Origin of the sequence: Neotabrizicola paludis (genome assembly GCF_044142105.1) — a bacterium.
In the GTDB taxonomy this organism is placed as follows: Bacteria; Pseudomonadota; Alphaproteobacteria; order Rhodobacterales; family Rhodobacteraceae; genus Pseudogemmobacter.
Genome location: NZ_JBGTYM010000001.1, coordinates 768,180 through 782,814, shown reverse-complemented (window position 1 = coordinate 782,814; position 14,635 = coordinate 768,180). Strand labels below are relative to the sequence as shown.

The 14,635-nt window shown below is 66.0% G+C and carries 16 protein-coding genes; 14 read left to right on the top strand and 2 right to left on the bottom strand.

Annotation, left to right across the window (positions count from 1 at the left end; translation table 11 throughout):
* Positions 1-37: 37 nt before the first annotated feature.
* On the top strand, positions 38-376 hold the full coding sequence (locus ACED67_RS03755) for a YciI family protein (RefSeq protein ID WP_395540190.1): 339 nt from the start codon (positions 38-40) through the stop codon (positions 374-376).
* Entirely contained in the window at positions 373-1,575 is a 1,203-nt protein-coding gene (locus tag ACED67_RS03750; RefSeq protein WP_395540189.1) for an RNA polymerase sigma factor, read from the top strand. Before ACED67_RS03755 ends, ACED67_RS03750 begins: the two co-directional genes overlap by 4 nt.
* Positions 1,576-1,763: 188 nt before the next feature.
* Here the strand turns inward: ACED67_RS03750 and ACED67_RS03745 are convergent, their stop codons facing one another.
* Positions 1,764-2,657: a LysR family transcriptional regulator gene (locus ACED67_RS03745; protein WP_395540188.1), complete on the bottom strand. Its 894-nt coding sequence runs from the start codon at positions 2,655-2,657 to the stop codon at positions 1,764-1,766.
* 234 nt (positions 2,658-2,891) lie between these two features.
* On the opposite strand from ACED67_RS03745, the gene ACED67_RS03740 reads away from it, so the two are divergent.
* The 3 genes from ACED67_RS03740 to ACED67_RS03730 all read left to right on the top strand — a co-directional run bounded on the left by ACED67_RS03740 (position 2,892) and on the right by ACED67_RS03730 (position 5,005).
* Positions 2,892-3,704 carry a glutamate racemase gene (locus ACED67_RS03740; protein WP_395540187.1) on the top strand — a complete coding sequence of 271 codons (813 nt, stop codon included), beginning with the start codon at positions 2,892-2,894 and terminating at the stop codon, positions 3,702-3,704.
* A gap of 16 nt (positions 3,705-3,720) precedes the next feature.
* On the top strand, positions 3,721-4,476 hold the full coding sequence (locus ACED67_RS03735; protein ID WP_395540186.1) for a DUF1684 domain-containing protein: 756 nt from the start codon (positions 3,721-3,723) through the stop codon (positions 4,474-4,476).
* A gap of 97 nt (positions 4,477-4,573) precedes the next feature.
* Complete coding sequence (locus ACED67_RS03730; RefSeq protein ID WP_395540185.1) at positions 4,574-5,005, top strand: PACE efflux transporter; 432 nt, start codon at positions 4,574-4,576, stop codon at positions 5,003-5,005.
* Positions 5,006-5,062: 57 nt separating this feature from the next.
* On the opposite strand, the gene efp is transcribed toward ACED67_RS03730, so the two are convergent.
* Positions 5,063-5,629: an elongation factor P gene (efp, locus tag ACED67_RS03725; protein ID WP_395540184.1), complete on the bottom strand. Its 567-nt coding sequence runs from the start codon at positions 5,627-5,629 to the stop codon at positions 5,063-5,065.
* 114 nt (positions 5,630-5,743) lie between these two features.
* On the opposite strand from efp, the gene epmA reads away from it, so the two are divergent.
* The 9 genes from epmA to ACED67_RS03680 all read left to right on the top strand — a co-directional run bounded on the left by epmA (position 5,744) and on the right by ACED67_RS03680 (position 14,599).
* Positions 5,744-6,778, top strand: coding sequence for an EF-P lysine aminoacylase EpmA (epmA, locus tag ACED67_RS03720; RefSeq protein WP_395540183.1), 1,035 nt, complete (start codon positions 5,744-5,746; stop codon positions 6,776-6,778).
* Positions 6,779-6,942: 164 nt separating this feature from the next.
* The gene (gene argC / locus ACED67_RS03715; RefSeq protein ID WP_395540182.1) at positions 6,943-7,971 is read left to right on the top strand and encodes an N-acetyl-gamma-glutamyl-phosphate reductase; all 1,029 of its coding nucleotides are present in this window, start codon (positions 6,943-6,945) and stop codon (positions 7,969-7,971) included.
* A gap of 72 nt (positions 7,972-8,043) precedes the next feature.
* A complete protein-coding gene (gene ccmE / locus ACED67_RS03710; RefSeq protein WP_395540181.1) occupies positions 8,044-8,526 on the top strand; it encodes a cytochrome c maturation protein CcmE in 483 nt (160 codons plus the stop codon).
* A 137-nt stretch (positions 8,527-8,663) separates the two neighbouring features.
* The gene (locus tag ACED67_RS03705; protein WP_395540180.1) at positions 8,664-9,275 is read left to right on the top strand and encodes a holin-associated N-acetylmuramidase; all 612 of its coding nucleotides are present in this window, start codon (positions 8,664-8,666) and stop codon (positions 9,273-9,275) included.
* Positions 9,276-9,279: 4 nt separating this feature from the next.
* Positions 9,280-9,771 carry a holin family protein gene (locus ACED67_RS03700; protein ID WP_395540179.1) on the top strand — a complete coding sequence of 164 codons (492 nt, stop codon included), beginning with the start codon at positions 9,280-9,282 and terminating at the stop codon, positions 9,769-9,771.
* A gap of 81 nt (positions 9,772-9,852) precedes the next feature.
* Positions 9,853-11,595: an arginine--tRNA ligase gene (argS, locus tag ACED67_RS03695; RefSeq protein WP_395540178.1), complete on the top strand. Its 1,743-nt coding sequence runs from the start codon at positions 9,853-9,855 to the stop codon at positions 11,593-11,595.
* A 70-nt stretch (positions 11,596-11,665) separates the two neighbouring features.
* Positions 11,666-12,796 carry an SPOR domain-containing protein gene (locus ACED67_RS03690; RefSeq protein ID WP_395540177.1) on the top strand — a complete coding sequence of 377 codons (1,131 nt, stop codon included), beginning with the start codon at positions 11,666-11,668 and terminating at the stop codon, positions 12,794-12,796.
* Positions 12,793-13,809 (top strand): glycoside hydrolase family 3 N-terminal domain-containing protein, encoded by a 1,017-nt coding sequence (locus ACED67_RS03685; RefSeq protein ID WP_395540176.1) that lies wholly within the window; start codon positions 12,793-12,795, stop codon positions 13,807-13,809. The genes ACED67_RS03690 and ACED67_RS03685 overlap by 4 nt, the downstream gene beginning before the upstream one ends.
* Positions 13,802-14,599, top strand: coding sequence for a segregation and condensation protein A (locus ACED67_RS03680; protein WP_395540175.1), 798 nt, complete (start codon positions 13,802-13,804; stop codon positions 14,597-14,599). Before ACED67_RS03685 ends, ACED67_RS03680 begins: the two co-directional genes overlap by 8 nt.
* Positions 14,600-14,635: the final 36 nt, after the last annotated feature.

Below are 14,635 nucleotides of genomic sequence, written 5' to 3'. Positions count from 1 at the left end.
CGCGTGCCGGGGCGACCCGCCACAAGGAGAGAGACAGATGAAATACATGGCCCTGATCTACACCGATCCCGCCCTGACCCCGGAAATGGGCGCCAAGATGAACAGCGAATATCTCGACTTCACCCGCCGTCTGCGCGACGCCGGGGCAATGCTGGCGGGCGACGCGCTGCATCCCGTTTCGACGGCCACTTCCGTCCGCGTGCGGGCGGGCAAGACCGAAACCATGGACGGCCCCTTCGCCGAAACCCGCGAACATCTGGCGGGCTTCTACATGATGGACTGCCCTGATCTCGACGCCGCCATCGCCTGGGCCGCGCAGATTCCCGGCGCGCGCCATGGCACGGTCGAGCTTCGTCCGGTCGTGGTCTTCGAATGATCGCCACCGCGCTGGAGCGCGTGATGCGGCAGGACAGGGGGCGGCTTCTGGCCGCCCTCATCGCCCGCACCGGAGATTTCCAGCGCGCCGAAGATGCGCTGCACGAGGCCGCGGCTTCGGCCCTGGTCCATTGGTCGCGCACGGGCCTGCCCGACCGGCCCGAGGCCTGGCTTCTACGCGCCGCGCTGCGCAAGGCCATCGACGCCTGGCGCCGCGACGACCGCGCCGCCCGGAACAGCGCCGATCTCCTCCATCTGGCCGAGGAAGAGGCCATCGCCCCCGATCCCGACCAGATCCCCGACGAACGCCTGCGCCTGATCTTCACCTGCTGCCATCCGGCGCTGGAGCAGAAGACCCGCGTCGCCCTGACGCTGCGCACGCTTTGCGGTCTCACCACCGCCCAGATCGCCGCCGTCTATCTTGATGCCGAGCCGACCATGGGCCAGCGCCTGTCGCGCGCCAAGGCCAAGATCGCCGCCGCCGGCATTCCCTTTGCCGTGCCGGGCCCCGAGGCCTGGGCCGAGAGGCTCAACTCGGTCCTGACCGTCATCTATCTTGTCTTCACCTCAGGCTATGCCGCCGGTCCCGCCGCCGGGCGCGATCTTTGCGAAGAGGCGATCTTCCTCGCCCGCATGGTGCTTGCCCTGCGCCCAGGCGAAGCCGAGGCCGAAGCCTGCCTCGCGCTTCTCCTCCTGACCCATGCCCGCCGCAAGGCCCGTACCGGCCCCGATGGCGCCACCGTTCCACCCGCGAAACAGGATCGCGCGCTCTGGGATGCGGCCGCCATCGCCGAGGCGGGGGCGCTGCTCGCCGGGCATCATCCTGACGCGCGCTTCCGCCTCAAGGCCCTGATCGCCCGCGCTTCCATGACCGCTCCGCCCGACTGGCCCGCAACTGCCGCGCTCTATGCACGGCTTCTGGCGTTCGAGGACACGGCCGTCACCCGCCTGAACCATGCCGTCGCTCTGGGCGAGGCCGAAGGTCCCGCTGCTGCCCTGTCGGCCCTGCTGCCGCTCGCCCCCGCCCTTGCCGAGTTTCAACCCTGGCACGCCGCGATGGCCGAATTCCTGTCGCGCGCAGGGGCGGCGGAGGCGGCCCGCGCCGCCTATGATCAGGCGATCCATCTGTCGGAAAACCCCGCCGACCGCGCTTTTCTTGCCGCCCGTCGCGCGGCACTGGCGGGCGAATCGCCGCCCTAGCCGATCAGGGGTCGGAAAAAAAGAAGGCCGAGCAGAAGCTCGGCCCAAGTCCAACAGGGAGGTATGAAGCGCGAAGAGTTGCCTCGTTCAGCGCCTCGTCGCCTGATTTATGAGCCAAAGATGAATCGATCAAGGGATCAATTGCCGCAGGTGCAGCATGTCCGCCATGCGATTTCTGCATGGCTGTATCAGCCCTCGTGCCGGCGGCGGAAATTGGCGATCTCTTCCATGACGAAATCGCGGAAGGCCGCCACCCGTTTCGAGTGGCGCAGCTCCTCGGGATAGGCAAGGAAGACCGGCACCTCGCCCGATTCCACTTCGGGCAGGACGCGCACAAGATGCGGAAATTCCTCGGTGATGTAATCGGGCATGACCCCGATCCCCAGATGGTTCAACACCGCCTGCAAGACGCCGAAATAATTGTTCACATGCAGGGTCGAGGGGATGTCATGGCTCATCAGCTCGGCCACCAGCAGCGCGCCCGCCGCCACTTGCGGCGTGCCGGGATGCTGGCAGATCAGCCGGTGCTGGCTCATATCCGCCATGGTCTGGGGCGTCCCGGCCTTGGCCAGATATTCCGGCGTCGCATAGAGCCGCATCTTGATCTGCATCAGCCGCTTGCGGATCAGATCCGCTTGGCTGGGTTCCTTCATGCGGATCGCCACATCGGCCTCGCGCATCGGCAGATCCAGCACGCGCTCTTCCAGCATCAGGTCGATCTTCAGCGCCGGGTAGCGCTCGTACAGCCGCGCCAGACGGGGGGCGAGCCACAGCGTCCCGAAGCCCATCGTCGTCGTCACCCGCAATTCGCCGAAGACCTCGTCCTCGCTGTCGCGGATGCGGGCGGCGGTGGCATCCAGCCGCTTCACCATCGCCTGGGTGGCGTCGAACAGCAGTTCGCCCTGTTCCGTCAGGATCAGCCCGCGGGCATGGCGATGGAACAGTGTGACATTCAGGCTTTCCTCCAGCGCGCGGATCTGGCGGCTGACCGCTGATTGCGACAGATGCAACACTTCGCCCGCATGGGTCAGCGAGCCGCGCTCGGCCACCGCATGAAAGATGCGCAACTTGTCCCAATCCATGATCTGTTCACCCTTCGCGAAACCCGGCGCATCCTATCACACGCTATGCAGCCGACGAAAACCTGACCCCGCAAAAAAGCCGTGTCATGCGCGGAAAAATTGCCGCAGGCGGGGCAGGGCGGGGCCTGCCCCTTCCGCCCGGGCCTGCTTTCTGCCTATGATTGCGGCTGAAAGGGGCCGCCTCGGGCGAAAGACCCCTCCCACGGCATCGGGCAGCACCGGAAAGGATCAGCCATGGCGGTCGGAATCTTCGATTCGGGGCTTGGCGGCCTGACGGTGCTCGATGCGGTCTCGCGCCGCCTGCCCGAAGTTCCCTTCGTCTATTTCGGCGACAATGCCCATGCCCCCTATGGCGTGCGCGACGCCGATGACATCTTCCGCCTGACCTGTGCGGCGACCGAGCGGCTTTGGGCCGAAGGCTGCGATCTGGTCATCCTCGCCTGCAACACCGCCTCTGCCGCCGCGCTGCGCCGGATGCAGGAAACCTGGGTGCCCACCGACAAGCGCGTTCTCGGTGTCTTCGTACCGCTGATCGAGGCGCTGACCGAACGGCATTGGGGCGACAATTCCCCCCCGCGCGAAGTCGCGGTCAAGCATGTCGCGCTCTTCGCCACCCCCGCCACCGTCGCCTCGCGCGCCTTCCAGCGCGAGCTTGCCTTCCGCGCCATCGGCGTTGATGTCGAGGCCCAGCCCTGCGGCGGCGTGGTCGACGCGATCGAGCAGGGCGACGAGATCCTGGCCGAAGCCCTGGTCAAAAGCCATGTCGAGGCGCTCAAGCGCCGCATGCCCAAGCCCGAGGCGGCGATCCTGGGCTGTACCCATTACCCGCTGATGGAAAAGACCTTCCAGGACGCGCTGGGGCAGGGGGTCAAGGTCTATTCCCAGGCCAATCTGGTGGCCGAAAGCCTGGCCGATTACCTGATCCGCCGTCCCGAGATGCTGGGCCGCGGCACGCAGTCCAAGTTCCTGACCACCGGCGATCCCGGCTCGGTCTCGGTCCATGCCACGCAATTCCTCAGACGCCGGATCGCCTTCGAGCAGGCGTGACGCAGGCACGGACATCATGCAATCCCTCCCCGACTTCCGCGCCGCCCGGCTTGCCGCCCTCACCGCCGAAGATGGCTGGCTGAACCTGACCGACCGCATCGACCTTGCCCCCGGCACCTACCAGGTCGGCGCGGCGCAGGAGGTGCGGCTGTCTTCCGGCCCCGATCTTCTGGGCACGCTCACCATCGCCCCCGACCTTTCGGCCACATTCACCCTGCCGGATGGCAGACCGCAGCCCTTCACGCCCATCCCCGACGTCTTCCCGCAACTGCGCGCCGATCCCTTCTTGCTGGATCTCCACACCGTCGACGGCATTCCCGCCCTGCGCGTCCGCGACCTGCGCCTGCCGCGCCAGATCACCCTGTCGCATTTCCCCGACAGCCCCGACTGGGTGATCCGCGCCACCTGGGAAACCCTGGCGCCGCAAGCGGCACAGGTGCCGATGGTCGATGGCTCCTTCGCCCCTGTCACCCTGACCCACCGCGCCCGCTTCAGCCATGCGGGACGCGAGATCACCCTGACCCCGACCCATTGGAAGTCCGGCAAGCCGATGTTCGTCTTCCGCGATGCCACGGCGGGCGAGACCTATCCGGCCTGCCGTTTCCTTGTGGCCGAGGACATCACCGACACCGCCATCACCCTCGATTTCAACCGCGCCATCTCGCCGCCCTGCGCCTTCACCGACCTCGCCGTCTGCCCGCTGCCGCCGCCCGGCAACATCCTGCCCTTCCGCATCGAGGCGGGCGAGAAGGCTCCGCCGCGCGGACCTTGATCCCCGGCTCCGGGCTGCTATATCTGGCCCGGCGAGGACGACCTCCCCCAATGGACATCACGCCGGGACGGCCCGGCCACATTTCCGGCAGGTCGCCATGCGTTCCCCCCTCGACCGTCTGCGCCACGCGCTCAGTTTTGAAATCATCGCCCTTCTTCTGGTCGTGCCGCTGGCTGCCCTGCTGATGGGCCTGCCGATGCAGGACATGGGCGTGGTCGGCGTGGTCAGCGCCACGCTCGCGACGCTGTGGAACATGGTCTACAACTGGCTCTTCGACCATGCCCTGCGCCGCCTGACCGGCACCACCCGGAAAACCCCGCGCATCCGCATCCTTCATGCGATGCTGTTCGAGGGCGGGCTTCTTCTGGTGCTGATGCCCTTCATCGCCTGGTATCTTCAGATCAGCCTCATCGCGGCCTTCCTGCTGGATGCCGGGCTGGCGGGCTTCTACCTGTTCTATGCCTTCGGCTTCAACTGGGCCTATGACCGGCTCTTTCCTTTGCCGGAATGGCAGAAGACCCCGGCATAAAGCAAAAGGGCGCGCCGGTCCCGGCACGCCCTCTCCAAATTCCCAGAACTGGATCACTCAGTCCTTGGCGCGTTCCACATAGCTGTCATCGTCGGTGTTGATGACGATGCGGGTGCCCGCGCCGATATGCGGCGGCACCATCACGCGCAGGCCATTGGCGGTCATCGCGGGCTTGTAGCTGGACGAGGCGGTCTGCCCCTTGACCACCGGCTCGGTCTCGGTGATCTCGACCGTGATCTTCTGCGGCACTTCGATGGCGATCGGCGCGCCTTCGAAGGTCTTCAGGTAGCAGCGCATGCCTTCCTGGATATAGGCCTTGTTGCCACCCATCACGTCGTCGGTCACGACGACCTGCTCATAGCTGACCGGCTCCATGAAGTGGAAGCCTTCGCCATCCTCATACAGGAAATCGTATTCGCGCTCGTCCACCGTGGCCTTTTCTACCTGGTCGGTGGTCTTCCAGCGCTCCGAGACCTTCACCCCGTCCGAAATCCGGCGCATGTCGACGCTGGTCGTCGGCGTGCCCTTGCCGGGGTGGAAGTTGGCGGCCGAGAGAACGACGTAAAGACGTCCGTCCATCTCGACGACATTGCCCTTGCGGAGCGAGGAAGCGATGACTTTCACGGGGCGTGATCCTTGTGGTAGGCCCCGGTCGGGGCGTGATATGCGCGCGGCAGGCGCGGATTGTCGCGCCCTCTAGCGCACCTTTTCCCAGATTTCCAGCCGGAACCGTCCGAAATGACCGATACGCAATGGTGGCAGCCCGTCCGTCACGTCGACCGCCGCCCGCTTCTTCTGGCGCGAAACCGCATCCAGGCCGCGATCCGCGCCTGGCTGGCGGATCGGGATTTCACCGAGGTCGACCCCGCGGGCCTGCAAGTCAGCCCCGGCAATGAGGCGCATCTGCACGCCTTTGCCACGACCGCCATCGGCAATGACGGCCAGGGGGTGCCGCGCTATCTGCACACCTCGCCCGAATTTGCCATGAAGCGGCTTCTGGCGGCGGGCGAGACCCGCATCCACGCCTTCGCCCATGTCTGGCGCAACCGCGAAAGGGGCGTGCTGCACGAGCCGGAATTCACCATGCTGGAATGGTACCGCGCGGGCGAAGATTATGCCGTGCTGATGCAGGACCTGGCCGCCTGGGCGCAGCTTGCGGCGCGGGAGGCAGGCGGCATCCTGCGCTTTCGCGACCGGACTTGCGACCCTGCGCTGCCCTATGAACGGCTGTCCGTGGCCGAGGCCTTCCAGCGCCATGCCGGGATCGATCTGCTGGCGACCATGGGGCAGGGCGGCGAAACCGACGCACCCGCCCTTGCCGCCCAGATGGATGCGCAGGGCATCTCGCATATGCGGGGTGAGAACTGGTCCGATCTCTTCAGCCGCGTCCTGTCAGAGCGGATCGAGCCGCAGCTGGGGCAGGGCCGCCTGACCGTGCTTGACCGCTATCCCGCCGCCGAAGCGGCCCTGGCCCGCCGCTGTGCCGACGACCCGCGCTGTGCCGAAAGGTTCGAGCTTTATGCCTGCGGTGTCGAGCTGGCGAATGGCTTTGGCGAGCTGACCGACCCCACCGAACAACGCCGCCGATTTGAGGCGGAGATGGCGCTGAAGCAGGACCGCTATGGCGAGACCTATCCGATCGACGAAGATTTCCTCGCGGCCCTTGCGCTGATGCCTGCCGCTTGCGGCTGCGCCCTGGGCTTCGACCGGCTGGTCATGCTGGCGACCGGTGCGCCGCGCATCCGCGATGTGATCTGGGTTCCGGCAGGCTGAAATCCCCCACCGGGTGGAAGACAGAACGGAAGACGTTTGGAAGACATTTGGAAGACAGTCACAACCCCGTGTTTTCACGGCCCGCCTGCGTCCTTTGGACGGTTTCCATCGCCCCGGTTTTGCCCTATGTAGCGGCACGCAAGTCGCAAGAAGAAGGCCGCGCCATGACCCATCGGATCGCCATTCTCGGAGCCTCCGGCTATACCGGTGCCGAGCTTGTCCGCCTGATCGCCACCCATCCCGATATGCGCATCACCGCGCTGTCCGCCGACCGCAAGGCCGGCATGGCCATGGCCGAGGTCTTCCCCTTCCTGCGCCACCTTGACCTCCCGCGTCTGGTGAAGATCGATGAGATCGATTTCTCTAATGTTGACCTATGCTTCTGCGCACTTCCTCATGCAACATCTCAGGAAGTGATCGCCAAGCTGCCCAAGGACCTGAAGATCGTTGATCTGTCGGCAGATTTCCGGTTGCGCGATCCAGCGGACTATCAGAAATGGTATGGCCAGCCCCATGCCGCGGTCGAGTTGCAGAAAGAGGCGGTCTATGGCCTGACCGAGTTCTACCGTGACGAAATCCGCAAGGGCCGCCTGATCGCCGGCACCGGCTGCAACGCCGCCACCGGCCAATATGCCCTGCGGCCCCTGATTTCGGCCGGGGTGATTGATCTTGACGACATCAAGATCGACCTCAAGGCCGGGGTGTCCGGCGCGGGCCGCAGCCTCAAGGAAAACCTTCTGCACGCCGAGCTTTCCGGCGGCACGCATACCTATTCCGCGGGCGGAAAGCATCGGCATCTTGGCGAATTCGATCAGGAATTCAGCAAGTTGGCGGGCCGCCCGGTTCTGGTCCAGTTCACGCCCCACCTTCTGCCGATGAACCGCGGCATCCTGGCGACGGTCTATGTGAAAGCCGATCCCAAGCTGGTTCACGAGACGCTGGTGCAGGCCTATATAGAAGAGCCCTTCCTTCAGGTGCTGCCTTTTGGCGCACTCCCCTCGACACGCGACATTGCAGGCTCCAATTACTGCCATATCGGCGTGATCGGCGACCGGGTGCCGGGCCGGACGGTGGTGGTGGCGGTGCTGGACAATCTGACCAAGGGATCTTCGGGCCAGGCGATCCAGAACGCCAACCTCATGCTCGGCATCGAGGAAACCACAGGCCTCATGCTTGCTCCGGTCTTCCCCTGATCCGGGCTTGATCCGCATCAAGGCGACCAGGGGGCCGGCGGAATAGGAAGCGCGCGAAGGAGAGGGCGCAACATGGCGGCAAGGCAGGAATTTCGCGGCCTCAAGGGGCTCAAGAAACAGCGGCGCATCCAGGTGATCGCGCTGGCTTTCGTGGCGCTTGCCGTGGCGACCGGCCTGATCGGCTATGCGATGAAGGACGGGATCAACTTCTTCCGCACCCCCAGCGAAGTCGCCGCCATGCCCCCCGGCCCGGATGAGGTCTTCCGCATCGGCGGTCTGGTCGAGGAGGGCAGCGTCAAGCGCGGCGAGGGCACCACCGTCTCCTTCCGCGTCACCGACACCAATGCCAGCGTCCCGGTCGAATTCACCGGCGTCCTGCCCGACCTTTTTGCGGAAGGCGAAGGCATGGTCGCCTTGGGCCAGATGCAGGGCGGCACTTTCGTCGCCAGCGAAGTGCTTGCGAAACATGATGAAACCTACATGCCCAAGGAAGTCATCGACGCTCTGAAGGATCAGGGCATGTATGTCGATCCGAAGGCCAAGCCCGAAAGCTGACATAGGCCCGTCCCGATCTTTCGCCGAAATATCGCCCCTCCGGCTCTGCCCAAAAGCCTCCGAACGCCGCGCCCAAGCACGATTAACCAATTGGGAAGACCCTGACCGAGCCCAGTGCTCGGCCAGAGGAGCCCGCCATGCTATCGGTTCAGGAGATTGCCCGCGAGATCGTCGCCCGCGAGGGCGGCTTCGTCGATGACCCCGACGATCCGGGCGGTGTCACCAATCACGGTGTCACCCTGCACACGCTGCGCCGCCTTGGCCTGGATGTGACTCGCGACAGCCGGATTGACGCCGCCGATATCCGCGCCCTGACCGCCGATCAGGCGGTGCAGATCTATGTCGAGCATTATTATACGCGCACCGGCATCGCCGCCTTGCCCGAAGTGCTGCAACCCTCGGTCTTCGACATGTATGTCAATGCGGGCGGCAATGCGGTGAAGATCCTCCAGCGCCTGCTGACCCAGATGGGCTATCCCTGCGACCCCGATGGCCAGATCGGCCCGCAGACGATCCGCGCAGCACAACTGGCCTATGACGCGGCGCCCGCGCATCTGGCCGACGCCTATGGCATCGCGCGGCGCAACTATTACTACGCGCTGGCCGATGCCCGCCCCGCCAGCCGCAAATATGCCCGCAGGCGCGATGGCGGCAAAGGCGGCTGGGTGCTGCGCGCCGAGACATTCATCGACAGGAAATACTGGCTGACCGACGCCCAGCACCAAGCACGCGTCGCAGGATGGGAGTAGGGCCATGGGCGTGATCGACAAGGTGCTGGGTGGGCCGGGCGCGGTTTCGGCGCTGGGGCAGGCGGCCAAGGGCGTGGCCGAGGTTTTCGTGCCATCGGCCACGCGCAGGATGGAATTGTCGGCCGAGGCGCAGATGGCGGCGCTGCGGCAATTGGGCGAGGAATACCAGCACCCCGCGCTGTCCCGGTTCGACCGGCTGGTCAATGGGTTGAACCGCCTGCCGCGCCCCTTCCTGGCTTTCGGAACGCTGGGCCTATTCGTCTATGCCATGGTCGATCCGGTGGGCTTCGCCGCCCGAATGGTCGGTCTCAACGCCGTGCCGGAACCGCTCTGGTGGCTGCTGGGCGCCATCGTTGCTTTCTATTTCGGCGCGCGCGAGACCTGGTATTTCCGCAACCGTCCGGTCGCGGCACCCGGTGGCGCGGCGGCCCTGGGTGGTGCCGCCATGGTCGAGGACAATGCGGCGCTTGACGATTGGCGGGCCGAGGGGCGCTGATCCGGGCTGGAAAACCGGGGGAAACTTGACCTGTCCTGCCGCCTCTGGCATGGCCTTGCCTCAGGATAGGGATTTGATCAGATGAACCTCTTCGCGGAAATCCGCAACGCGGTGACCGATGCTCTGGGCCGGATGGCGGCCGAGGGGCAATTGCCTGCGGGCATGGACCTTGCCGCCGTCGCGGTCGAACCGCCACGCGACCCCGCCCATGGCGACATGGCGACCAATGCGGCCATGGTCCTGTCGAAACCCGCGGGCAAGGCCCCGCGCGAGATCGCCGACGCGCTGGCGGTGAAGCTGCTGGAAGACCCGCGCATCGCGGGCGCCGATGTGGCCGGGCCGGGCTTCCTGAACCTGCGGCTTGCGGCCGCGCTCTGGCAGGGCGTGCTGCGCGACATCCTGACATCGGGCACCGATTACGGCCGTTCCGGCATCGGTCAGGGCCAGAAGGTCAATGTTGAGTTCGTCTCGGCCAATCCCACCGGCCCGATGCATGTGGGCCATGTTCGCGGCGCGGTCGTGGGCGATGCGCTGTCGAACCTTCTGGCCTTTGCGGGCTATGAGGTGACGCGGGAATATTACATCAACGATGGCGGCGCGCAGGTCGATGTTCTGGCCCGCAGCGCTTTTGAGCGCTACCGCGAGGCCCACGGGCTTGAGCCGGAAATCCGCGAGGGGCTTTACCCGGGCGATTACCTGATCCCGGTGGGCGAGGCGCTCAAGGAGAAATACGGCGACACGCTTCTGGATCAGCCGGAATCGGTCTGGCTGGCCGATGTGCGCGAATTCGCCACCGAAATGATGATGCAGATGATCCGCGAGGATCTGGCCGCCCTTGGTGTCCGCATGGATGTCTATTCCAGCGAGAAGGCGCTGTATGGGACCGGCAAGATCGAGGGCGCGATCGAGACATTGCGCGCGGCGGGCTTGATCTATGAAGGCGTGCTGGAGCCGCCCAAAGGCAAGACGCCGGAAGACTGGGAACCGCGCGAGCAGACCCTGTTCCGCAGCACGGCCCATGGCGACGATGTCGACCGTCCGGTGAAGAAATCGGATGGCAGCTGGACCTATTTCGCCCCCGACATCGCCTATCATTTCGACAAGGTGCAGCGCGGCTTTGACCAGCTCATCGATATTTTCGGCGCCGACCATGGCGGCTATGTCAAGCGGATGAAGGCGGCGGTGGCCGCCCTGTCCGGCGGGCGGGTCCCGCTGGACATCAAGCTGATCCAACTGGTCAAGCTGTGGAAGGACGGCGCACCGTTCAAGATGTCGAAACGGGCGGGCACTTTTGTCACCCTGCGCGACGTGGTGGAAATGGCGGGCACCGATGTGACCCGCTTCATCATGCTGACGCGCAAGAATGACGTGGCCCTGGATTTCGATTTCGACAAGGTGCTCGAGCAATCCAAGGACAATCCGGTCTTCTATGTCCAATATGCCAATGCCCGGATCAATTCGGTTCTGCGCAAGGCGGCCGAGGCCGGAATTGCCGTGGACAAGGCCGCATTGACCGCGGCGGATCACGCCATTCTCGACCATCCGGCCGAGCTTGCGCTGATGAAGAAGCTGGCGGAATGGCCGCGCCTGGTGGAAATCGCTGCGCGCAACAACGAACCGCATCGCGTGGCCTTCTACCTGTACGAATTGGCCTCCGACTTCCACGGTCTGTGGAATCGCGGCAATGACGAGGTCAGCTTGCGGTTTGTGCAGGATGACAAGGCCATTTCGCAGGCGAAAATCGCCCTTGCGCAAAGCGTGGGCGTTGTCATTTGCGCTGGTCTTGCTATCCTTGGTGTAACGCCGGTCGAAGAAATGCGCTGACAAAACGCGCCGAGGCCGGCCCTGACGGGCGGAAAAGGGCGGGATCAACCCGTCCGGGGCAGAGGCAGGCATGGCGGACGCAGATTACGGCGAATTCAGCGCACCCCCTTTGACCAGAGGGCGATCATCGCGTCCCGACGGGTATCCCGCCGCGACGGTACGGCAGGAACCGGGCGCAAGGGCGCAGGCCTATGCGCCGCATCCAACCGGCGGGTCCGCGGACGGAGCGCTGCGCCGCTATGCCGGCCACCCGGCCGAGGATGACGGCTATGATGCCCCCGCTGCCCTGCGCGGCCTGTCCCTGAAGGGTCAGAAGATCGTCAATATCGCCGGCGGCATCGGCTCGGTGGCGCTGGTGCTGGGTCTCGCCTGGTGGGGCTATGATCTTGCCATGCGCGATCTGCGCGGCGTGCCCGTTGTGCGCGCATTGGAAGGGCCGATGCGCATCGCCCCGGATGATCCCGGCGGCGAGGTTGTGGAACATCAGGGTCTTGCAGTGAACGATGTCGCCGCCGAGGGCGGGGCCGCCCCGCCCGCCGAACGGCTGATCCTGGCGCCGAAGCCGGTGGAACTGTCGCTTGAGGATGCGGCGGGCATGACCGCAGCCCCCGCCGCGCCGGAAGGCACGATGCAGCCCGCCGCGCTGGCCACGACCTTGGGCGATACGGTGGAAAGCCCGGCCCCCATCGTCGAGCCGTCCGTCCCCGAGGCCGCCACGGTCGAGGAGGCGGTCGATATCGCCTTGGCCGAGGCCCTGGGCGAGACCGAAGCCACGCCGGAAGAGCCTGTCGAGGCCGCTGCCCTTGACGCCAACGGCAACCCGCCGCCTGAAGGCGCCATCACCCGCTCGCCCCGCCCGATGGCCAAGCCCGCGACAGGGGCCCGCGCGACGGCTGTGGCCGCCGTCACGCCCGCCAAGCCGCAGGTCATCGACCCCGCCACCCTCGCGCCCGGCACGCGCCTGGTGCAGTTCGGCGCCTTTGACAGCACCGCCGAGGCCGAGGCCGAATGGATGCGCATCACCGGGCGGTTCCCCGAATTGATGGCGGGCAAGGCCATGGTGATCCAGGCCGCTGAAAGCGGCGGCAAGACTTTCTACCGGCTGCGCGGCCATGGCTTCGAGTCGGAAGACGATGCCCGCCGCTTCTGCTCAGCCCTGGTCAGTGACGGGGCGAATTGCATCCCGGTGGCGCATAGATGAGCGATGCGACAGGCCGCATGGCGGCGGTTTTCGGCTGCGCGGGACCCGTTCTCCTGCCCGAAGAGCGCGCCTTCTTCCGGGACGCCGACCCGTTTGGCTTCATCCTTTTCGCCCGCAATGTCGAAAATCCTGATCAGCTTCGCCGTCTGACCGCCGATCTGCGCGAGGCGGTGGGACGTGACGCCCTGATCACCATCGACCAGGAAGGCGGCCGCGTGCAGCGTCTGCGCGCGCCGCATTGGCGCGAATGGCAGCCGCCGCTGGACCTTGTCCGCGCGGCAGGGCCGAACGCTGCCCGGGCGCTGGGGGTGCAGGCCCGGATCATCGCCGCCGAGCTTCGCGCCCTCGGGGTCGACAGCAATTGCGCCCCGGTGGCCGATGTGGCCCGGTCCGAAACCCATCCTTTCCTGAAGAACCGCTGCTATGGCAGCGATCCTTCGACTGTCGCCCAGGTTGGACGCGCCGTGGCCGATGGCTATCTGGCCGGGGGCATCCTGCCGGTGGTCAAGCATATGCCCGGCCATGGCCGCTCCGCCGCCGACACCCATTTGGACCTGCCAAAGGTTATCGCCGCGCGTGAGGAACTGGAGTCCATCGATTTCGCGCCCTTCCGGGCACTGTCCGACCTGCCCATGGCGATGACGGCCCATATCGTCTTCACCGCCTATGACAGCCGCCCGACCACGCAAAGCCCCGAGATGATCCGGGTGATCCGCGAGGAGATCGGCTTTCGCGGTCTTCTTCTGACAGATGATCTGAACATGGAGGCGCTGTCGGGCACGCTGGCCAGCCGCACCGCCGCCTCGCGGGCGGCGGGCTGCGACATCGCGCTCCACTGCAAGGGTGATATGGCGCAGATGGTCGAGGTGGCCGGGGTCTGCGGCGCCATGGGGCCCGACACTTTGGCACGGGCCGCGGCCGCGCTGGCCCGCCGCTGCGATCCCGGCCCGGTTGACATCGCCGCACTCGAGACCGAATTCTATGCCCTTGTTCCCGGGGCTCCGCATGTCTGAACCCAGCGCCGAAGACTGGTCCGCACCCGAATTGCTTTCGCCGACTGACCGTATGGCGGCCGAGGCGCTGATCGTCGATGTCGACGGGTTCGAGGGTCCGCTTGATCTGTTGCTGACTCTGTCGCGCACCCAGAAGGTCGATCTGCGCAAGATTTCCGTCCTGCAGCTGGCCGAGCAATATCTGGGCTTCGTGTCCCGCGCCCAGAAGCTGCGGATCGAGCTGGCGGCGGACTATCTGGTAATGGCGGCCTGGCTTGCCTATCTGAAATCCCGCCTGCTTCTGCCGCCCGAGCCGGGCGAAGAGGGACCGTCCGCCGAAGACCTTGCGGCGCATCTGGCCTTCCAGCTTGAGCGGTTGCAGGCGATGCGCGAGGCGGCGGCGCGGCTGATGGCGCGTGACCGGCTGGGGCGCGACTTCTTTTCCCGCGGCCTGCCCGAAACGGTCAGCTTGCACCGCAACGTCACCTGGGACGCCACGCTTCTTGATCTGATGCGCGCCTATGCCCGCATCCGCACCAAGGACGAGTTCCGCCCCTTCGTGATGGACCGCGAGCATGTCTTCACCATGGAACAGGCGCTCGAGCGGATGCGCGGGCTGATCGGCTATGTCGGGGACTGGGCCGAATTGACTTCTTTCCTGCCCGAAGGCTGGGATGCGACGCCCATGGCCCGCCGCTCCTCGACCGCCGCGCATTTCGCGGCGGTGCTGGAAATGGCCAAGCGCGGGCAGTTGTCGCTGCGCCAGGGCGAGACCTTTGCGCCGATCCAGATTCGCCGGACAGTGTCATGAGGGCCCTTGCGTGAGCGGCGAGACCGAAGAACGCAC